Raw genomic sequence first — 20,102 nt, forward strand, 5'->3', positions numbered from 1 at the left:
CGTAAGCTAAGTTATTGATATTTAATGCATCTAGATAAATAACCCACGAAAAGTCGCTTATCTAGATGAATAGCGGAGAAACGTTTCTCCGCTATTAAATGTGTACTCTATCGAATGATTTCAAGCTCTTCTACGTCTTTCCCCAACTTTTCTAATTGAGGACGCAGTGATTTAGCATCACCAACGACGATAATTTGATAGTCATTTGGATCAAACCACTTTTGAGCCAGTGCATTCAAAGTCTGCTTATCAACTTTTTCTACGATAGCGTTTCTTTGCTGCAAGTAATCTTGATCGAGGTTGTACTTAAGAATATCACTAATGAGTTCCGCTTTTTGTGTTGGCGTTTCATATTTCAGTGCATCTTTTTGACCGACCGCTTGACGCATAAATTTCATCTCTTCATCAGTAATTCCTGACTGCGAGTATTCATTTAGCTCATTTTCCATCTCAATGATAGAAGCAACCGTTGCATCCGCTCGTACTTGCGCGGTGAAAACAACCGAGCCAGTTTCTGGATTTCCAGAGAAGTAGCCGTAAGCACCGTATGTGTAACCCTTGTCTTCACGTAGGTTTTGGTTAATGCGGCTATTGAAGTTTCCAGCTAAGTTGAAGTTTGCCAGTTGGCTTAGGTAAAAATCGCCCGTTGCATCGTAAGGCATACCCTGACGAACCATCATGACCACACTTTGCGGGGCTCCTGGTTTATCAACAAGATGGATCTTTTGCTCACCTAATGCAGCGATGCTTTGCGGCGCATACAATGGCGCAGCTTCATCCTGCCAGTTTTTCCAGAACGTCAGCTGCTGTTCAATTTCCTGTTGTTCAATGTCACCAACAACGACGATTTGCGCACTTTGTGGCGTGTAATGCTTTGAGTAGAACTCACGAACATCATCCAACGTTAGTGCACTTACCCCTGCTTGCGTGCCGTCTTTTGGTCGAGCAAAGACCGAATCCCCATAGAGCACTTGGCGAGTCGCTTGTGATGCCATCCAACTTGGGTTTTGATGCTCATACACAAGACCTTCTAGCGCTTGCATCTTCACACGCTCGAAGTCTGCTTGCTTAAATGCAGGAGACAGCAACATCTCTTCGACAATTTTCAACGTCGGCTCTAAGTTCTTTTCTAAAGCAGAAACGCTGATGTTTGTTGTGTAGCCCGTTGCATTCACGGAGATGACACTACCTAGTTTATCGAGCTCAGCTTGAATCTCTTCGACACTACGTTTCGTTGTGCCTTCTTGCAACATCGCGGCGGTCAATTGGGCAAGACCTTCTTTGCCCTTTTCAACAAAACGTGTTCCCGCAGGTAAACTAAACTGCATCATGACCGTTGGTGTTTCATCGCTAACCGCGCCAAGCAACTCCGAGCCATTATTAAAATGAAGCTCGTACAACTCAGGCATCGTCGCTTTCACTGGCTCCCCTACAGGCGGTTGCACAGAGCGATCGAAGTTATCGGTCGCACGACGATACGCCAATTGATCATCAGTGATCTTCTCGTATTCTGGTAGCGTACGCTTTGGCGTCACAAAGGTCGCTGGTTTTACGACAAGGTCAGTTTTTCCTTTTGGTACCACGCTTAGGGTCACTTTGTTCTTACCTTGGATAAAATCCGTATACGCTTTTTCTACCGATGCTGGCGTCACTGCGCGGATCTGCTCAAGCTGTTGCTCAAGACGATCAGGATCGCCGAAGAATGTCTCGTTGGATGCCAACTGCGTTACTTTACCTTTAACGCTTTCTAGCGCAAAAATAGCATCCGCTTCCGCCTTACCCTTTAACTGCTCAAGGCGATCTTCTGTCACGCCTTTTTCAGCAAACTGATTGAGTGACTGTAAAAGCTCGTCGTACAGTTTTGATAGGTCGCCTTTGTCCCCAGAGTCACCCATTGCATAAACGTAAAAGTTACACGCCAGTTCTGCACAGTCATGGAATGAGCCCGCATCGACGGCTTTTTGAGTCTTGACTAAGTCTTGGTAGAGCACGCTGTTTGTACCGCCACCTAGCACTTCAGATAGCGTATCGAGAGACGCTTGGCTTTCTTCGCCGTTGTAAGTTGTTGGCCACGCGATCATCACCATCGGTTGTTGAATCCGATCTTCTAGCGTGATGTATTTGTCTTCTTGCAGTTTTGCAGGTTGTTTCGGCGCATTTTCAACCTCTGGCCCACGAGGAATCGAACCGAAGTACTTATTTACCCACTCAAGAGTTTGTTCAACGTCTAAGTCCCCACCGATRGTGATAATCGCATTGTTTGGGCCATACCAACGTAAGAAAAACGCTTTGAGATCGTTCACATCAACACGATCAAGATCTTCAACATAACCAATAGTTTGCCACGAATACGGATGACCTTCAGGATATAACGCTTCAGACATACGCTCCCAAATTAAGCCATAAGGACGATTATCGTAACGCTGAGCTCGCTCATTTTTTACAGTTGAACGCTGAATTTCAAATTTGCGTTGAGAAACCGCATCCAGCAAAAAGCCCATACGGTCAGACTCTAACCACAGCATTTTCTCTAGCTGGTTAGCCGGGACAGTTTCAAAGTAGTTAGTACGATCACGGTTTGTCGTACCATTTAACGTACCGCCAGCCTCTGTGATGATTCTGAAGTGTTCTTGGTCACCAACGTTCTCTGAACCTTGGAACATCATGTGCTCAAAGAAATGCGCAAAACCAGACTTACCCACTTCTTCACGAGCTGAACCAACATGGTAAGTCACATCCACATGGACCAATGGGTCAGAATCTTCAGGAGCTAATATCACCGTTAAACCATTATCGAGTTTATACTTTTGGTATGGAATCTTAACTTTGCCTTCTTCCGCTTTCGATGACTCGACGAAAGTTACCCCTTTCGGCAGTGATGAAACTGGCGTATTTGATGCACAGCCCGTGATCACCAAAAGTGAACACGCGCCAACCCAAAACATCTTCATGTACTTTCCTTAAAATAATCCGAGATAGATGGCCGCAAGTAAGCTATACCTAGCAGCCTTTCCTAAAAATATTAAAATCACGCAAGGCAGAAACTTCATTCTCAGCCACCCTGCGGCTAAACACAGCGGGTCTCCAATCACAGGTAACCAGCTAAAAAACAATCCCCAATAGCCATACTTTGACAGCCACTTTAATGCGGTATGACCGTGCTTTTCTTCTTGCGCTTTGTTGGGAATCCACAAGCCAAGCCAATAATTTGTTAAGCCACCAAGCGTATTGCCGATAGTGGCGACCATAATAATTGACGAAACGGAATATTGATTTAATGAGAGAGTGGCAACTAAGCCCGCCTCAGAACCACCAGGTAACAAAGTGGCACTGAGAAAACCGGTCATGAAAAGCACCCATAATGCTGAATCTGAAAACCAAAGCGCCAAACTTTCAAAGCTCGTATTAAATGCTTCTAGCATGTCATATCAAGCAACACCTTGCCTCTGGTTCTTCCTGATTCAACTTGCTGGTGAGCGGCAATCACATCACTCATCGGATAAACCTGTTGAATTTCAGTCTTCAGTAAACCAACGCCAACCATGTACAACAAGGTATCTAATTGCGCTGGATCTGGCTCAACCAACATGCCGTTAGCCTCAAAGCCTAGGAGTTTGGCTTTTTCACAAATCAGCTCAGCCGTGATGGTTGGAACGGTGATGACTCTCGCACCGTCTTTCAGGCATTTAAGCGCATCTAACGCGGCATCTCCACCTACTAAATCAATCAAAACATCAACGTCTTCAACACGTTCTGACACTGGTGCAAATTGATAGTTCACTGCGTGAGCGCCAAGGGTAGCCAGGTAGTCTAAATTTCGTTCACTGCAGGTTGTAAAGACTTCCGCTTTAGTCGCGACCGCGATTTGTACCGCTAGGTGTCCAACGCCACCGGCTCCTGCGAGGATAAGTACGCGATCGTTTTCAGTCACATTAGCCTTACTGAGAGCTTGTGCCGCAGTTTGTCCCGCCAACGGTAATGCAGCAGCTGCCTCCAAAGTGACAGAGCTAGGAACATAACTTAACTCAGTTTCTGGAACACATACGTACTGACTGTACCCACCGCCTCGGACTGGGAAACCGATAAATCCAGCCACCTCATCACCATCATTAAAACGCGACGCCCCCTCTCCACAGGACACGACTTTTCCTGAGATGTCGTAACCTGGCACCCAAGGTAAATTATCTTTATTCTGCGCTGCTGCCCAACCGAGTCCGGCTCGAGTTTTAACATCAATAGGATTTACGCCTGAAAAAGCGACTTTTACTAAGACTTCACCAGGCTGTGGTGATGGTGTAGAAGCATGTTGAATCGCGAGTACGTTGGCATCACCAAATTCAGTGATAACGATCTGTTTGTGTTCCATAAACCATTCCCTGCAAGAAAACAAAAAGGGATGCGAAAGCATCCCTTTGACTATAAACCATTTTGTTAACCGAAGTTAATCGTGATTTTGTAAATTGGTTGATCATTCCATTTTCGGTAATGACTAGCCAACAAGCGCTAGCAAGATACCAGCGGCAACCGCTGATCCCAATACACCTGCAACGTTTGGTCCCATCGCATGCATCAACAAGAAGTTTTGCGGGTTAGCTTGTAAGCCGACCTTGTTTACCACACGCGCGGCCATTGGTACCGCAGAAACGCCAGCCGCACCAATAAGTGGGTTGATGTCTTCTTTTGAGAACTTGTTCAGCAACTTAGCCATTAGCACACCAGCACCCGTGCCAATACTAAACGCAACCGCACCAAGCCCTAGAATGCCTAATGTTTCTAAGTTCAGGAATTGATCCGCTTGCAGCTTCGAGCCAACCCCTAAGCCCAAGAAGATCGTCACGATGTTGATCAGCTCATTTTGTGCGGTTTTCGATAGACGATCGACCACACCCGCTTCACGCATTAAGTTACCAAGACAGAACATACCGACAAGAGGCGTTGCTGAAGGTAGGAAAAGAATCGTCATGAGTAATACTGCCATCGGGAACAATACCTTTTCCCATTTACCCACGTGACGCAGTTGCGCCATTTGAATCTCACGTTCTTCCTTAGTGGTTAGCGCCTTCATGATTGGCGGCTGAATGATTGGCACTAAAGCCATGTAGCTGTACGCGGCTACAGCAATCGCACCAAGCAGGTCTGGTGATAACTTACTTGCTAAGAAAATCGCTGTTGGGCCATCCGCACCACCGATGATGGCGATAGACGATGCATCCGCCATGGAGAACTCCATACCAGGTACATAGTTGAGCAAAATAGCGCCAAACAGTGTCGCAAAAATACCAAACTGAGCTGCCGCACCTAGCCACAACGTTTTTGGGTTTGCGATCAAAGCACCAAAGTCGGTCATCGCCCCCACACCCATGAAGATCAACAACGGGAACACACCCGATTCAATCCCAATGTAGTAAACGTAGTAGAGCAAGCCGCCAGGCTCAGTAAAGCCAGCATTTGGAATATTCGCCAAGATAGCACCAAAACCAATCGGCAATAACAGTAAAGGCTCAAAGCCTTTTTTGATTGCCAAAAACAGCAAGGTACAACCAACCAGCATCATACAGATTTGGCCGAACTCGAAGTTCGCGATCCCTGTTTCTGCCCAAAGGGTTAACAATCCGTCCATGATACTCCCTTACGCCAGGCTCAACAGAGGCGCACCTACTGTGACAGCATCGCCTTCTTTAACGTTCAACTCTTGGACAACACCACCACGCGCCGCACGCACTTCTGTTTCCATCTTCATAGCTTCAAGGATGAGTAGTACATCGCCTTCAGCCACTTCAGCGCCAGGCTGAACATTCACTTTAAAGATGTTACCGGCAAGAGGAGCAGGCACCGCTTCAGCAGATGCGCTAGAAGGAGCGCTAGGTGCCGTCGATTTTGCAGGCGCCGCAGAAGGAGCGACAGAGGTTAGCTCGCCTTGAGGACCAACTTCCACCTCATACACCTGTCCGTCAACACGTACGCTATAAGTTTCTACTCCGCCAGTTGCTGGTTGCGCCGCAGGTACGGCAGGCTTCGCGGCTTCTAGCGTTGGTGCAGGTTCAAATGCTTCTGGGTTGTCACGATTCTTAAGGAACTTGAGACCAACTTGAGGGAAAAGCGCATAAGTAAGTACATCATCAACACGCTCACTTGCTAGCTTAATACCTTCTGATTTCGCTTTCTCCATCAGATCAACAGTAAGCGTCTCCATTTCAGACTCAAGCAAATCGGCAGGACGACAAGTAATAGGCTCTTTGCCATCAAGTACTTTAGCTTGCAGCTCTGCATTTAACTCGGCTGGCGCTTGACCGTATTCGCCTTTCAATAGACCAGCGGTTTCCTTAGTGATGCTCTTATAGCGTTCACCAGTAAGCACGTTAATCACCGCTTGCGTTCCGACGATCTGCGAAGTTGGAGTCACCAATGGAATGAAACCAAGATCTTCGCGTACACGAGGGATCTCTTCTAATACTTCATCAATGCGATCCGCCGCGCCCTGTTCTTTCAACTGGCCTTCCATGTTGGTCAGCATACCGCCAGGCACTTGAGCAATCAGGATGCGAGAGTCTACACCTTTCAACTGACCTTCCCACTTCGCGTACTTCTTGCGTACTTCACGGAAATATGCGGCGATAGGTTCTAGTTGCTCGAGCTTCAAATTCGTATCTCGCTCGGTTCCTTCTAGCATCGCGACTACCGTTTCCGTCGGTGTGTGACCATAGGTACAACTCATTGAAGAAATCGCTGTATCGAGAATATCAATACCAGCTTCAACTGCTTTTACCGCAGTCGCAGTAGACAAGCCTGTCGTCGCGTGACAATGAAGTGCTAATGGTACATCACAAGACGCTTTGATACGCGTGATAAGCTCTTCCGCTTCATAAGGCTTGAGTAAGCCAGACATATCTTTAATACACAGTGAATGACAACCTAAATCCTCTAGGCGTTTTGCCAAGTCAACCCAAGAGTCTGCGTTATGCACAGGGCTTGTTGTGTAGGACAGCGTACCTTGAGCATGTGCGCCAACATCGACCGTTGCTTTAACGGCCTTCTGGAAGTTTCGCACGTCATTCATTGCATCAAAGATACGGAATACGTCCATACCGTTAGCATGTGCGCGTTCAACGAACTTCTCTACTACGTCATCGGCATAATGGCGGTATCCTAAAAGGTTTTGGCCACGCAGTAGCATTTGCATTGGCGTATTGGGCATCGCTTTTTTTAGTTCACGTAAACGCTCCCAAGGGTCTTCCCCTAAGAATCGAATACAAGAATCAAACGTTGCGCCACCCCAAGTCTCTAGAGACCAGTAACCAACCTTATCCAACTCAGCTGCGATAGGCAGCATATCCTCAATACGCATACGCGTGGCAAATAGTGATTGATGGGCATCACGAAGGACCACATCTGTAATAGCTAGTGGTTTAGACATGCTCTTAAACTCCTTTTTAATCCTGGTTCGGCTACTTCGCGAATGAGGCGCGATGTTTATGAATCGCAGCCGAGATCGCCGCCACTACTTGTGGACTAACAGCTGAAGAGGTTGATTTAATATTAGTATTTGTTTTTGGTGCTGCGATCGGCTCTGGTACTTCTTCTGGTACCAATTTCGACATTAGCCGAACGAGATAAACAAGAATAGTGAGGAAAATAAATACGACCGCCATCCCCGTTAGCATCAGGGTGGCCGCATCTACTAGCAGGCTTCCTATATTAGTCATGTTGCTTCCTTTCTTTGTCATCCTGACAACGTGCAGGACTTTAATAGCGTCAAATCCCGACCAATGGATTATCTCGATTGGTTAAATTTTGTCAATTTTGTTTAAGGAAGGTTTGTAATAATCCTGATAAATGATTATTTATTCACTACCCAGATCACAGTTCATGACAAAATAATTACTGCGAATCTGCTATCTCCTTACGAACAGAGTAAAGGAGGACATAAATAAAAACTGCGATTTGGATTTCAAAACCAAATCGAGATTTACACATAAAAGCTAATAGAAACAAAAGGATGCCATTAAATAACAATTAATAAACAAATAAAAAACAAAGAAGTTACATTTAAACAATTGAAGTGAAAGAAACGGAAATCAATATACAGGAGAGATAGTAAGGATAGATTCACAAACTACAGCAGAAACTTTATTCCAAATTGCTTAGATAAGCACATATTCGCTTTTGGAAAAGAAGGACCTCGCCTCTAACAACTCTAGGCTATAGTTCCTGATGTCCAGATACAAAAAAAGCCTCGCAATTGCGAGGCTTTTTTGTAAGTGGCGCGTCCTGGAGGATTCGAACCTCCGACCGCCTGGTTCGTAGCCAGGTACTCTATCCAGCTGAGCTAAGGACGCGCAGTTTTCGATATCAACTTTCATCAATATCAGGGCAATACCCTTTAATAAGTGGCGCGTCCTGGAGGATTCGAACCTCCGACCGCCTGGTTCGTAGCCAGGTACTCTATCCAGCTGAGCTAAGGACGCGCAGTTTTCGATATCAACTTTCGTCAACATCAGGGCATTACCCTTTAAYAAGTGGCGCGTCCTGGAGGATTCGAACCTCCGACCGCCTGGTTCGTAGCCAGGTACTCTATCCAGCTGAGCTAAGGACGCGCARTTTTCGATATCRACTTTCATCAATATCAGGGCATTACCCTTCAATAAGTGGCGCGTCCTGGAGGATTCGAACCTCCGACCGCCTGGTTCGTAGCCAGGTACTCTATCCAGCTGAGCTAAGGACGCGCAATAATCTTATTTTACTTTGTATAACCCGTTTATCAAACGAATTATTAAATAGTGGCGCGTCCTGGAGGATTCGAACCTCCGACCGCCTGGTTCGTAGCCAGGTACTCTATCCAGCTGAGCTAAGGACGCGCAGATCTTCTTGCTAGGAAGTTGTGAAGCAAATCACATTCATTTCTTACGAAACAAAAAAAAGGCCATCGGGCCAGTCAATGAATGGCGGTGAAGGAGGGATTCGAACCCTCGATACGGGATAAACCGTATACTCCCTTAGCAGGGGAGCGCCTTCAGCCTCTCGGCCACCTCACCGTTTTCATTGTTATATCTCAGAAGAGATATGGCGCGTCCTGGAGGATTCGAACCTCCGACCGCCTGGTTCGTAGCCAGGTACTCTATCCAGCTGAGCTAAGGACGCACTTTTTTGTTGATTTATCAACGTTGCAAGAATGGCGGTGAGGGAGGGATTCGAACCCTCGATACGGGATAAACCGTATACTCCCTTAGCAGGGGAGCGCCTTCAGCCTCTCGGCCACCTCACCGTCTTGCGGAGGCACATATTACGTTTTACCGAAAATATGTCAAACACTTTCTTTGAAAAAATCCACGAAACTGACTTAACCGTTGCTGATTTAATCAAAGTGACTATTAAACGAACTTTACCACTCTATTATGATGAAAAAAAGAGAGTCTTCTCTGAAAAAAAGACATTTATTTTCAAACAACTTCCTGGTGTTCGATTCAACAATATTGACGGATTCACAGCCACACTCAACACAATGGTTTCCGCAAATCTTCAAAAACATTAAAGACTAAAAAGGCCAACCCTTCGGTTAGCCTTTTTCATTCAAACTAAGCTCTGTAAACAGGAGCGACTTAGTAGTTACCTGAAGCAACGTTGCCATTGCCTTTTTCAGCTTGAATGCGCATGTAGATTTCTTCACGGTGAACTGAAACCTCTTTCGGAGCGTTAACGCCGATACGTACTTGGTTACCTTTCACACCTAGTACAGTTACAGTCACTTCATCACCAATCATCAGTGTTTCGCCTACGCGGCGAGTCAAAATTAGCATTCTTTGCTCCTTGAGTAATCTCTAAATTTTCTTGCTACAAAGCTATTATCCAACAAAAGTTATATTTTCGTAAACTACCTTGTTAGCGAAAATCAGCCTAAAAAGGCATGTTTTTGTTGAATGTTTAATGCTTCACTAGACGTAATGTAAGCATCATGCAGAATGTTTGCTGCTGTATCCACACATTCGGGTGCTAAAACTAGCATCATAGTGAGTGCATTCGTTGCGCTGAAATTGATCTCAATATCTCGCTTTGCCAACAAATCGCATGCGTGCTCTACCATTCCATTGGCCTCAAGCCCCACTGCGGTCAACAGGCTTACCACTTCACTATTACGGATTTTGTCGCTGAACACCAGATCGAACTTGGCACATGCATCTTGTTTTATCATGATACCTGCCCGTTCTGCTTCCTCGATCACATTCCAAATGTCTATACCCAGCATCTGACATTGTTTTGTAGCACTAGATAAATGTTCTTTATCGACTTCGATAATGGCAAGGTCACGTTGAATGGCTATACCAGAGACGGCTTGATTGCCTGACTCCCCCTTTACCAAACTGCCTTCATTAACATCAAATGTCGAAAGCACGCGTAGTGGCACATTATTCTTCCATGCAAATTGCACTGAAGGTAAATGTAATACTTTTGCGCCTCGGCTTGCCATCGCTTCCATTGAAGGAAAATCGATAACCGCCAATTTGCGCGCATTTTTCACTACACGTGGGTCACAAGTATAAATACCATCAACGTCGGTAAAGATTTGACACTCGTCAGCGCGCAATGCGCCCGCCAGTGCCACAGCGCTCGTATCTGAGCCACCTCGACCTAATGTGGTGATATCCCCATTCTCATTCACACCTTGAAAGCCCGCAACAATCACGATTTGGTCTTGCTCAAGCAATCCCATAATTGTCGTGGTATCAATGTGTTTAATCGTTGCGTCATTGTGTTGATTATCCGTCACAATATTCGCCTGTGCTCCGGTAAGCGAGCGCGCAGCATGACCCATTTTATTCAAAGTCATGGCTAACAGTGCCATTGACACTTGCTCACCAGCAGAGAGCAAAACATCAAGTTCTCGAGCTGTAGGTACGCTATCTATCTGTTTAGCGAGATCCATCAGTCTGTTTGTTTCGCCTGACATTGCAGACACGACAACAACAACTTGATTGCCATCATTTTTCGCCTTAATGATGTGTTCAGCGACTTGGTGGATTCTTTCAATTGAACCCACAGAGGTTCCGCCAAACTTTTGCACGATAAGGGGCTTTTTCACCAGTCTTCACCTTCCCAAGACCGAAGTCTCTTTAGAACTGCTTACATCTTAAATATTTCCTTTGAGAAAAATTATATAAGCAGTAGTTACAACAAAAACCAAGCAGCTTAAATGACTCGGTTAACTTTTGGTCAATTAAACCACTTGGTTGCTAAAAAAAATTACGCTCAATCAAAGAAACTTGATTGAGCGTAATTTTATTAGTTAAGAGCTTATAAACGCTCTTCTAGCCAAGGCTGAACTGTTTTGATTGCCTCTGGTAGTGCTGAAACATCAGTACCACCGGCTTGAGCCATGTCTGGACGACCACCGCCCTTACCACCGACTTGCTCTGCAACCATTTTAACTAGATCACCTGCTTTTACTTTACCAGTGAGATCTTTAGTCACACCAGCAATCAAGCCAACCTTGTCACCCGTTACGTTTGCAAGCAGTACAACACCAGAACCCATTTGATTCTTGATGTCATCAACCATGGTACGTAGGTTCTTGCTATCAGCACCTTCAAGAGCCGCAACTAGAACTTTTGTGCCATTTACTTCAACCGCTTTGCCCATGATGTTAGCGCTTTCTGCGGCCGCCATCTTATCTTTTAGCTTCTGCACTTCTTTTTCTAGTGCTTTTGCTTTTTGAGCCGATTCCGCCAGTTTTTCTTCGTACTTCGCGTTTTGAGCTTCAATAGCGTCTAATGCCGCCTCGCCTGTTACCGCTTCAATACGACGAATACCAGCTGCAATACCGCTTTCTGATGTGATTTTGAATAGACCAATATCACCCGTGCTTGATGCGTGAATACCACCACAAAGTTCAGTGGAGAAGTCGCCCATAGACAGCACGCGAACTTCGTCATCGTACTTCTCACCAAACAATGCCATTGCGCCTTTCTTCTTAGCAGACTCAATGTCCATCACATTGGTTTCAATCGTGTGGTTACGACGAATTTGTGCGTTTACTAGACGCTCAACTTCTTTCAGTTCTGCTGCAGTTACTGCCTCTAGGTGTGAGAAGTCGAAACGTAGGCTGTCAGCTTTCACTAGTGAGCCTTTCTGCGTTACGTGCTCACCAAGAACTTGGCGTAGTGCTGCGTGTAGCAAGTGCGTCGCTGAGTGGTTAAGAGAGATAGCTGCGCGACGCTCTGCGTCAACGATGGTTGCCACTTCGTCACCTTTCGCTAGCACGCCTTCTGCCATTACACCGTGGTGTGCGATTGCGTTACCGAGTTTTTGAGTGTCTTCAACGCGGAATACACCAGACTCAGTACGGATTTCACCCGCGTCACCACACTGACCGCCTGACTCTGCGTAGAATGGCGTTTCACCAAGCACGATGATGGCTTTATCGCCCGCAGATAGTGAATCTACTTCGTTGCCTTCAACAAACATCGCAGCGACTGAACTAGAACCTTTAGTACCTGTGTAACCACAGAATTCTGTTTGCGTATCAACTTTGATTGCTGCGTTATAATCTGTACCGAATTGACCAGCTTCACGCGCACGTTGACGCTGCTCTTCCATCGCTTTTTCGAAACCCTCTTCGTCGATCGCGAACTCACGCTCACGTGCAACGTCGTTAGTGAGGTCTGCTGGGAAGCCGTAAGTATCGTAAAGCTTGAATACCGTTTCGCCGTCTAGCACTTTGCCATCTAGGTTATCTAATGCTTCGTTAAGAATTACCATACCGCGCTCAAGTGTACGACCGAAGTTTTCTTCTTCGATACGCAGTACTTTTTCAACCACTGCTTGTTGACGCTTCAGCTCTTCGCCTGCTGTACCCATCACTTCTGCTAATACGCCAACAAGCTTATAGAAGAATGCACCTTGTGCACCTAGCTTGTTACCATGACGTACGGCACGACGAATGATACGACGTAGTACGTAACCACGACCTTCATTTGAAGGCATCACCCCATCAACAATCAAGAATGAACATGAACGGATGTGGTCAGCAATAACGCGTAGCGATTGGTTCGATAGATCTTCATAACCAATGACTTCAGCCGCTGCTTTGATAAGAGTTTGGAATACATCGATTTCGTAGTTTGAGTGAACGCCTTGCATGATTGCAGAGATACGCTCGATACCCATACCAGTATCTACCGATGGTTTTGGTAGCGGTTCCATAGTGCCGTCTGCGTGACGGTTGAACTGCATGAATACGTTGTTCCAGATCTCGATGAAACGGTCACCATCTTCTTCAGGCGTGCCAGGACGACCACCCCAGATGTGTTCACCGTGATCGTAGAAGATTTCAGTACATGGACCACAAGGACCAGTGTCGCCCATTTGCCAGAAGTTATCAGACTCGTAAGGCTTGCCACCTTCTTTGTCACCAATACGCACGATACGATCAGCAGGCACGCCAACTTTTTTGTTCCAAATGTCGAATGCTTCGTCATCGGTTTCGTAAACGGTTACCAATAGACGATCCGCAGGCAGTTTAAGAACTTCGGTTAGGAATTCCCAAGCAAATGAAATCGCATCTTCTTTGAAGTAGTCGCCAAAGCTGAAGTTGCCTAGCATTTCAAAGAATGTGTGGTGACGAGCGGTAAAGCCAACATTTTCCAGGTCGTTGTGTTTACCACCAGCACGTACACAACGCTGAGCCGTAGTCGCTCGAGTATAGGCTCGTTTTTCTAAGCCTAAGAAACAATCTTTAAATTGGTTCATACCTGCGTTTGTGAACAGCAGGGTTGGGTCGTTATGTGGAACTAACGATGAACTTTCTACGATTTGGTGTCCTTTGCTTTCAAAGAACTTGAGGAACGCGTTACGAACCTCGTCAGTGCTCATGTACATGCAGCTCTTCCTGAAAATAGTCGAGTTAGAATTTTGCCGTATTGTAGATCATGCAAACAGCTGAGACTAGTTTTCTTGAGGAAAAGAGGGAGCAGAAGAAAAAATTTGAAGCAAAACAAAAATCAGCGCAATTGGATCAACGCTAATCTTGGTCTTCAAAGGCAAGCGCATAGCTAATTTGGTCGAAACTGTAGCCTCGGTATTGTAGAAAACGGACTTGTTTTGCGTATTCTTTTTGGTCCTTGGCTTTGACACCTTTGAATTTCTTTTCTGCCACCTGCTTAGCAAGTTCAAACCAGTCTTGCGGTTCTTCAGCCATGGCTTGCTCAATCACCGATTCCGCAACACGTTTCTGGTTTAACTCTTGGCGAATTCGACGCTCTCCATGTCCTTTGTATACATGCTGCCGAATTTGGCTCTTCGCATAACGTAAATCATCTAAATAGTTATGGTCTAAGCAAAAATTAATCGCGATTTCGATGTCTGATGCTTCATAGCCTTTCATCGACAGTTTTTGGTACAGCTCATACTGACCATGATCGCGACGGCTAAGCAGTTGGATAGCCGCCTCTTTGCTCGATAATGTTGGTGTCTGGCGCTTTTGGTACATGGTGATCCTAAAGGTATTTTTGCTGTACAGGCTCTCAATGGCCTTTGTGATGATTCGATTTTTGATGTCAATAGATACAACAAAGCCCCGCATTGCAGGGCTTTATCACTTTTTAATCTGTGAAGGGATTAAAACTCTTCAGCTTGCTCAGGCGCCTCGCCTGCTTCAGGAGCTTCCGCAAGGGCTGGCGCTAACAACATTTCACGCAATTTAGTATCGATAGTTTTAGCCACTTCAGGATGCTCACGTAGGTAGTTGCACGCGTTCGCTTTACCTTGACCAATCTTATCGCCTTGGTAGCTGTACCAAGCACCAGCTTTTTCAACCAGTTTGTGCTTCACGCCTAGATCTACTAGTTCACCTTCGCGGTTAAAGCCTTGGCCGTACATGATTTGCGTATTGGCTTCTTTAAACGGTGCAGCAATCTTGTTCTTAACCACTTTGATGCGCGTTTCGTTACCAACGACTTCGTCACCTTCTTTGATTGCGCCAGTACGACGAATATCAAGACGAACAGAAGCGTAGAATTTAAGTGCGTTACCACCCGTGGTCGTTTCTGGGTTACCGAACATCACACCAATCTTCATACGGATTTGGTTGATGAAGATACACATACAGTTAGACTGTTTTAGGTTACCTGTTAGCTTACGCATCGCTTGAGAAAGCATACGTGCTTGCAAACCCATGTGGCTGTCGCCCATTTCGCCTTCAATTTCTGCTTTTGGTGTTAGCGCCGCAACTGAGTCAACAACCATAACGTCGATAGCGCCAGAGCGAGCTAGTGCATCACAAATCTCTAGTGCTTGCTCACCAGTGTCTGGCTGAGAAACCAAGAGCGCATCGATATCAACACCAAGTTTCTTCGCGTAGACAGGGTCCAAAGCGTGCTCTGCATCGATAAACGCACAAGTTTTACCTTCACGTTGCGCAGCAGCGATAAGCTCAAGCGTTAGTGTTGTTTTACCTGAAGATTCTGGACCGTAGACTTCTACGATACGACCCATTGGCAGACCACCTGCACCCAAAGCGATATCAAGAGAAAGAGAGCCTGTTGAAATCGTTTCTACGTCCATTGCGCGGTTATCACCAAGGCGCATGATAGAGCCTTTACCGAATTGCTTTTCAATTTGACCTAGCGCAGCGGCGAGCGCTTTCTGTTTGTTCTCGTCCATTACTTTCTCCGATTTATTCATCTTCTTTGGGCGACGAATAGTAATTCATTTTTCTTAAGCAGCTAACCTGCTCAGCAATGAAAGTTATTATACTGTTGATTCATACAGTGTCTATACCTGTATAGAAAAAATTTAGTTCACGGCTTCTAAGGATTTGCTCCAGCCCTTATCAATTCTGGGCTAAGACAGTGTAAGAAATTCTAAATTAAATGTTGATGCAATCGGGTCAATGCATGCATCACCGCTTGTTGACGAACTTCCGCCCTGTCACCAGAAAAATGCATGGTCTCAACAAAGAGCCAGTCGTGCTTATCCGCAAAAGCAAAGCAGACGGTTCCAACCGGCTTTTCATCAGTGCCTCCCCCCGGTCCAGCAACACCACTGATGGAAACCCCAATAGTGGCATTCGAGTGTTGAAGCGCACCTTGCACCATTTCAATCACAACGGGCTCACTCACGGCACCATGTTCCTCTAAGGTTTCCACTCTCACACCCAGCATTTCCATTTTGGCTTCGTTGCTGTAAGTGACAAAAGCTCTATCTAACCAACCTGAGCTGCCTGCAATATCTGTAATAGCGGTCGCAACACCGCCACCCGTGCACGATTCTGCCGTCGTTAAAACATGACCATACTTTGCCAATAATGCGCCTAAATCTGCGCTCAATTTTGTTGTTTTTTCCATAGCCAAAATGCCCTTTGTCTCTTTTTACTTGATAGGGATTCACGTATCCTAAGCCGCTACGGAAATAAACAAAAGAACTTACCTGTGAAAGCTGAACAAAAACACACTCCGATGATGCAGCAATACCTCAAGCTAAAAGCTGAGAACCCTGAGATTTTGCTGTTCTACCGCATGGGCGATTTCTACGAACTCTTTTACGATGATGCAAAGCGAGCGTCCCAACTGCTTGATATTTCGCTAACTAAGCGCGGTTCGTCAGCTGGAGAGCCTATTCCTATGGCGGGAGTGCCATTTCACGCAGTAGAAGGCTATCTAGCAAAACTTGTTCAGCTTGGTGAATCAGTCGCAATCTGCGAACAAATTGGCGATCCAGCCACCAGCAAAGGTCCGGTAGAACGTAAAGTTGTGCGTATCGTGACACCAGGTACTGTGACGGATGAAGCACTGCTTTCTGAGCGTGTCGATAACTTAATCGCAGCAATTTACCATCACAACGGTAAGTTCGGTTATGCGACGCTGGATGTCACTTCTGGTCGCTTCCAACTGACAGAACCAGAAACCGAAGAAGCGATGACAGCCGAGCTTCAGCGTACCGCACCACGTGAGCTACTATTCCCAGAAGATTTTGAACCTGTACATTTAATGGCGAGCCGCAACGGTAACCGTCGTCGCCCAGTATGGGAGTTTGAGCTTGATACGGCTAAGCAACAACTCAATCAACAGTTTGGCACCAAAGATCTGGTTGGTTTTGGCGTAGAACATGCGTCCTTAGGGTTATGTGCTGCTGGTTGTTTGATCCAGTATGTGAAAGATACACAACGTACGGCTTTACCTCATATTCGCTCTTTAACGTTTGATCATCAGGACCAATCCGTCATCCTTGATGCCGCTACCCGACGCAACCTGGAAATTACTCAAAATCTAGCAGGCGGAACCGATAACACGCTCGCTGCGGTACTCGACCATTGTGCGACGCCGATGGGCAGCCGAATGCTGAAGCGTTGGTTGCATCAACCTATGCGTTGCATTGAAACGTTAAACAATCGTCTTGATGCGATTGGTGAGATTAAAGAACAAGCGCTGTTTGCCGATCTTCAACCAACGTTAAAACAAATTGGTGATATTGAACGTATCTTAGCACGCCTTGCACTGCGCTCTGCTCGCCCTCGCGATATGGCTAGACTTCGCAATGCCATGCAGCAGCTACCAGAGCTAGAATCTGTCACCGCTTCTTTGACCCATCCATATCTAGCAAAACTGGCGCAATACGCAGCTCCGATTGACGAAGTATGTGATCTGTTAGAGCGTGCAATTAAAGAAAATCCGCCAGTTGTTATTCGTGATGGTGGTGTGATCGCTGAAGGCTATAATGCCGAGCTCGATGAATGGCGCAAACTAGCAGACGGTGCAACAGAATACCTTGAGCAGCTTGAGCGAGATGAGCGTGAACGACACGGCATCGATACGCTTAAAGTCGGCTACAACAACGTACATGGCTTCTTTATTCAAGTGAGCCGTGGCCAGAGCCATTTGGTTCCACCGCACTATGTACGTCGCCAAACACTAAAAAATGCCGAACGCTATATCATCCCAGAGCTTAAAGAGCACGAAGACAAAGTACTTAACTCGAAATCGAAAGCGCTGGCACTTGAAAAGCAGCTGTGGGAAGAACTGTTTGATCTATTGATGCCAAATCTGGAGAAGCTGCAGAATTTAGCTTCTGCTCTGTCTCAACTCGATGTACTACAAAACCTAGCAGAGCGTGCAGATTCGTTGGATTACTGCCGACCAACGCTTGTGAAAGACGCTGGCATTCACATTCAAGCGGGTCGTCACCCAGTCGTAGAGCAAGTAACAACAGAACCGTTCATCGCGAACCCAATAGAGCTTAACCCAGCACGTAAAATGTTAATCATCACCGGTCCAAACATGGGTGGTAAATCCACTTACATGCGTCAAACTGCGCTGATTGCATTGATGGCACATATCGGCTCTTATGTACCTGCAGAATCTGCACAAATTGGTTCTTTAGATCGTATATTTACTCGTATTGGAGCGTCAGATGATCTTGCATCTGGTCGTTCGACCTTCATGGTAGAAATGACGGAAACCGCTAATATTCTGCACAATGCAACTAAAAACAGTTTAGTGCTAATGGATGAAATCGGTCGCGGTACCAGTACTTACGATGGCCTATCTTTAGCTTGGGCAAGTGCGGAATGGCTCGCAACACAAATTGGTGCGATGACATTATTTGCAACTCACTACTTCGAATTGACAGAGTTGCCAAACCAACTGCCAAACTTAGCGAACGTTCACTTGGATGCCGTAGAGCATGGAGACAGCATTGCCTTTATGCACGCAGTTCAAGAAGGTGCGGCAAGTAAGTCTTACGGCCTAGCTGTTGCGGGCTTAGCCGGCGTACCAAAAACGGTCATCAAAAATGCGCGTAACAAACTATCTCAGCTAGAGCAACTAGGGCAAAACAGTGACGCACCACGTCCAAGTGCAGTAGATGTGGCTAACCAATTGAGTCTAATTCCAGAACCTAGCGAGATCGAACAAGCCTTATCTGGTATTGATCCTGATGATTTGACTCCACGCCAAGCACTTGAAGAGTTGTATCGTTTGAAGAAGATGCTTTAAATCGATTCACGTAAGTGAGCGCAAAGAAAAAAGGCTATGGTTCCCCATAGCCTTTTGCGTATCTAGTGAAATACGGATTATTTAATCATCTTCGACGTTAAATAAGTTTTCCATATTCAAACCTTGCTTGATTAAAACTTCACGAAGACGACGTAAACCTTCTACTTGGATTTGACGTACGCGCTCACGTGTCAAACCAATCTCTCGACCAACTTCTTCAAGCGTCGAAGGCTCATAGCCTAGAAGACCAAAACGTCGTGCAAGTACTTCTTTCTGTTTTGGATTCAACTCTTCTAACCAATGAATCAGCGATGATTTGATATCGTCATCTTGAGTCGAGACTTCTGGATCGGAGTTGTTTGCGTCGGGAATAATATCCAACAGCGCTTTTTCACCGTCACCACCGATTGGCGTGTCGACAGAGCTAATACGCTCGTTAAGGCGTAACATTTTGCTTACGTCTTCGACTGGAATATCTAACTGAGCAGCAATTTCTTCTGCGGTAGGTTCGTGATCGAGCTTCTGAGAAAGTTCACGCGCAGTACGCAGATAAATGTTCAGCTCTTTCACGACATGAATAGGTAGACGGATCGTACGAGTTTGGTTCATCAACGCACGTTCGATCGTTTGTCGGATCCACCAGGTCGCATAAGTAGAGAAGCGGAAACCACGCTCTGGATCGAACTTCTCGACCGCACGGATCAAACCAAGGTTACCTTCTTCAATCAGATCGAGTAGTGCGAGGCCGCGATTACTGTATCGACGAGAGATCTTGACCACCAAACGTAGGTTACTTTCGATCATACGTTTACGTGCCGCTTCGTCGCCACGCAGAGCTCGTCGAGCATAAAGCACTTCTTCTTCGGCAGTAAGTAGAGGTGAGAAGCCAATTTCACCTAGATACAACTGAGTTGCGTCTAAGCTTTTACTGCTCGCGTCAAATTCTTCACGCGCAGCCGTTTTGCTTTCTGTGGATGATGATTTTTCGAGTTCGTTATCAATGGTCTTCACTGACGCATTGTCAAATGCAAACTCTTCAACTTTGGTTACTGTGTTGCTGATACTCATAACGCCTCCCCCTGGCGAGTTAGCAAGACATGACAACTCAATATGTCGCTAAAT

Annotated in this window: 14 protein-coding genes and 8 tRNA genes; 1 reads left to right on the top strand and 21 read right to left on the bottom strand. The window is 46.0% G+C overall.

Annotated elements, in window-relative coordinates; all coding sequences use genetic code 11:
* Window positions 1-107: 107 nt before the first annotated feature.
* The 20 genes from R2S67_RS10855 to pncC all read right to left on the bottom strand — a co-directional run bounded on the left by R2S67_RS10855 (window position 108) and on the right by pncC (window position 16,334).
* A complete protein-coding gene (locus tag R2S67_RS10855) occupies window positions 108-2,951 on the bottom strand; it encodes a pitrilysin family protein (protein WP_317343878.1) in 2,844 nt (947 codons plus the stop codon).
* Window positions 2,952-2,960: 9 nt separating this feature from the next.
* Window positions 2,961-3,422: a YqaA family protein gene (locus R2S67_RS10860; protein WP_005396704.1), complete on the bottom strand. Its 462-nt coding sequence runs from the start codon at window positions 3,420-3,422 to the stop codon at window positions 2,961-2,963.
* On the bottom strand, window positions 3,416-4,366 hold the full coding sequence (locus R2S67_RS10865; RefSeq protein ID WP_317343881.1) for an NADP-dependent oxidoreductase: 951 nt from the start codon (window positions 4,364-4,366) through the stop codon (window positions 3,416-3,418). Before R2S67_RS10865 ends, R2S67_RS10860 begins: the two co-directional genes overlap by 7 nt.
* Before the next feature lie 123 nt (window positions 4,367-4,489).
* Window positions 4,490-5,620, bottom strand: coding sequence for a sodium ion-translocating decarboxylase subunit beta (locus tag R2S67_RS10870; RefSeq protein WP_005396706.1), 1,131 nt, complete (start codon window positions 5,618-5,620; stop codon window positions 4,490-4,492).
* Between the two features lie 9 nt (window positions 5,621-5,629).
* The gene (gene oadA, locus R2S67_RS10875; protein ID WP_317343884.1) at window positions 5,630-7,414 is read right to left on the bottom strand and encodes a sodium-extruding oxaloacetate decarboxylase subunit alpha; all 1,785 of its coding nucleotides are present in this window, start codon (window positions 7,412-7,414) and stop codon (window positions 5,630-5,632) included.
* 31 nt (window positions 7,415-7,445) lie between these two features.
* Window positions 7,446-7,703, bottom strand: coding sequence for an oxaloacetate decarboxylase subunit gamma (locus R2S67_RS10880; RefSeq protein ID WP_317343887.1), 258 nt, complete (start codon window positions 7,701-7,703; stop codon window positions 7,446-7,448).
* A gap of 556 nt (window positions 7,704-8,259) precedes the next feature.
* Window positions 8,260-8,336: transfer RNA gene (locus tag R2S67_RS10885), tRNA-Arg, on the bottom strand.
* A gap of 52 nt (window positions 8,337-8,388) precedes the next feature.
* Window positions 8,389-8,465 (bottom strand) — tRNA-Arg (locus R2S67_RS10890).
* Window positions 8,466-8,517: 52 nt separating this feature from the next.
* Window positions 8,518-8,594, bottom strand: a tRNA-Arg gene (locus R2S67_RS10895).
* Window positions 8,595-8,646: 52 nt separating this feature from the next.
* A tRNA-Arg gene (locus tag R2S67_RS10900) sits at window positions 8,647-8,723 on the bottom strand.
* Between the two features lie 55 nt (window positions 8,724-8,778).
* Window positions 8,779-8,855: transfer RNA gene (locus tag R2S67_RS10905), tRNA-Arg, on the bottom strand.
* 85 nt (window positions 8,856-8,940) lie between these two features.
* A tRNA-Ser gene (locus tag R2S67_RS10910) sits at window positions 8,941-9,032 on the bottom strand.
* A gap of 29 nt (window positions 9,033-9,061) precedes the next feature.
* Window positions 9,062-9,138: transfer RNA gene (locus tag R2S67_RS10915), tRNA-Arg, on the bottom strand.
* A 32-nt stretch (window positions 9,139-9,170) separates the two neighbouring features.
* A tRNA-Ser gene (locus R2S67_RS10920) sits at window positions 9,171-9,262 on the bottom strand.
* Window positions 9,263-9,596: 334 nt separating this feature from the next.
* Window positions 9,597-9,794 (bottom strand): carbon storage regulator CsrA, encoded by a 198-nt coding sequence (gene csrA, locus R2S67_RS10925; RefSeq protein WP_004415691.1) that lies wholly within the window; start codon window positions 9,792-9,794, stop codon window positions 9,597-9,599.
* 92 nt (window positions 9,795-9,886) lie between these two features.
* Window positions 9,887-11,074: an aspartate kinase gene (locus tag R2S67_RS10930; RefSeq protein ID WP_005393869.1), complete on the bottom strand. Its 1,188-nt coding sequence runs from the start codon at window positions 11,072-11,074 to the stop codon at window positions 9,887-9,889.
* Window positions 11,075-11,286: 212 nt separating this feature from the next.
* A complete protein-coding gene (gene alaS / locus R2S67_RS10935) occupies window positions 11,287-13,869 on the bottom strand; it encodes an alanine--tRNA ligase (protein ID WP_005393870.1) in 2,583 nt (860 codons plus the stop codon).
* 142 nt (window positions 13,870-14,011) lie between these two features.
* A complete protein-coding gene (recX, locus tag R2S67_RS10940) occupies window positions 14,012-14,479 on the bottom strand; it encodes a recombination regulator RecX (protein WP_317344054.1) in 468 nt (155 codons plus the stop codon).
* 128 nt (window positions 14,480-14,607) lie between these two features.
* Entirely contained in the window at window positions 14,608-15,651 is a 1,044-nt protein-coding gene (recA, locus tag R2S67_RS10945; protein WP_005393872.1) for a recombinase RecA, read from the bottom strand.
* Window positions 15,652-15,851: 200 nt separating this feature from the next.
* Window positions 15,852-16,334 carry a nicotinamide-nucleotide amidase gene (gene pncC / locus R2S67_RS10950; RefSeq protein WP_053809176.1) on the bottom strand — a complete coding sequence of 161 codons (483 nt, stop codon included), beginning with the start codon at window positions 16,332-16,334 and terminating at the stop codon, window positions 15,852-15,854.
* Between the two features lie 84 nt (window positions 16,335-16,418).
* On the opposite strand from pncC, the gene mutS reads away from it, so the two are divergent.
* The gene (gene mutS, locus R2S67_RS10955) at window positions 16,419-18,980 is read left to right on the top strand and encodes a DNA mismatch repair protein MutS (RefSeq protein WP_006743294.1); all 2,562 of its coding nucleotides are present in this window, start codon (window positions 16,419-16,421) and stop codon (window positions 18,978-18,980) included.
* Window positions 18,981-19,061: 81 nt separating this feature from the next.
* Here the strand turns inward: mutS and rpoS are convergent, their stop codons facing one another.
* Entirely contained in the window at window positions 19,062-20,048 is a 987-nt protein-coding gene (gene rpoS, locus R2S67_RS10960; RefSeq protein ID WP_005393877.1) for an RNA polymerase sigma factor RpoS, read from the bottom strand.
* Between the last annotated feature and the right edge of the window lie 54 nt (window positions 20,049-20,102).

The sequence above is a fragment of the Vibrio sp. T13N genome (genome assembly GCF_032970445.1).
GTDB lineage: Bacteria > Pseudomonadota > Gammaproteobacteria > Enterobacterales > Vibrionaceae > Vibrio > Vibrio diabolicus.

Coding starts and splice junctions, on each gene's coding strand:
- rpoS (WP_005393877.1), bottom strand. CDS start 20,048: ATGAGTATCAGCAACACAGTAACCAAAGTTGAAGAGTTTGCATTTGAC.
- R2S67_RS10865 (WP_317343881.1), bottom strand. CDS start 4,366: ATGGAACACAAACAGATCGTTATCACTGAATTTGGTGATGCCAACGTA.
- R2S67_RS10880 (WP_317343887.1), bottom strand. CDS start 7,703: ATGACTAATATAGGAAGCCTGCTAGTAGATGCGGCCACCCTGATGCTA.
- oadA (WP_317343884.1), bottom strand. CDS start 7,414: ATGTCTAAACCACTAGCTATTACAGATGTGGTCCTTCGTGATGCCCAT.
- alaS (WP_005393870.1), bottom strand. CDS start 13,869: ATGTACATGAGCACTGACGAGGTTCGTAACGCGTTCCTCAAGTTCTTT.
- recX (WP_317344054.1), bottom strand. CDS start 14,479: ATGTACCAAAAGCGCCAGACACCAACATTATCGAGCAAAGAGGCGGCT.
- R2S67_RS10870 (WP_005396706.1), bottom strand. CDS start 5,620: ATGGACGGATTGTTAACCCTTTGGGCAGAAACAGGGATCGCGAACTTC.
- pncC (WP_053809176.1), bottom strand. CDS start 16,334: ATGGAAAAAACAACAAAATTGAGCGCAGATTTAGGCGCATTATTGGCA.
- recA (WP_005393872.1), bottom strand. CDS start 15,651: ATGGACGAGAACAAACAGAAAGCGCTCGCCGCTGCGCTAGGTCAAATT.
- csrA (WP_004415691.1), bottom strand. CDS start 9,794: ATGCTAATTTTGACTCGCCGCGTAGGCGAAACACTGATGATTGGTGAT.
- R2S67_RS10860 (WP_005396704.1), bottom strand. CDS start 3,422: ATGCTAGAAGCATTTAATACGAGCTTTGAAAGTTTGGCGCTTTGGTTT.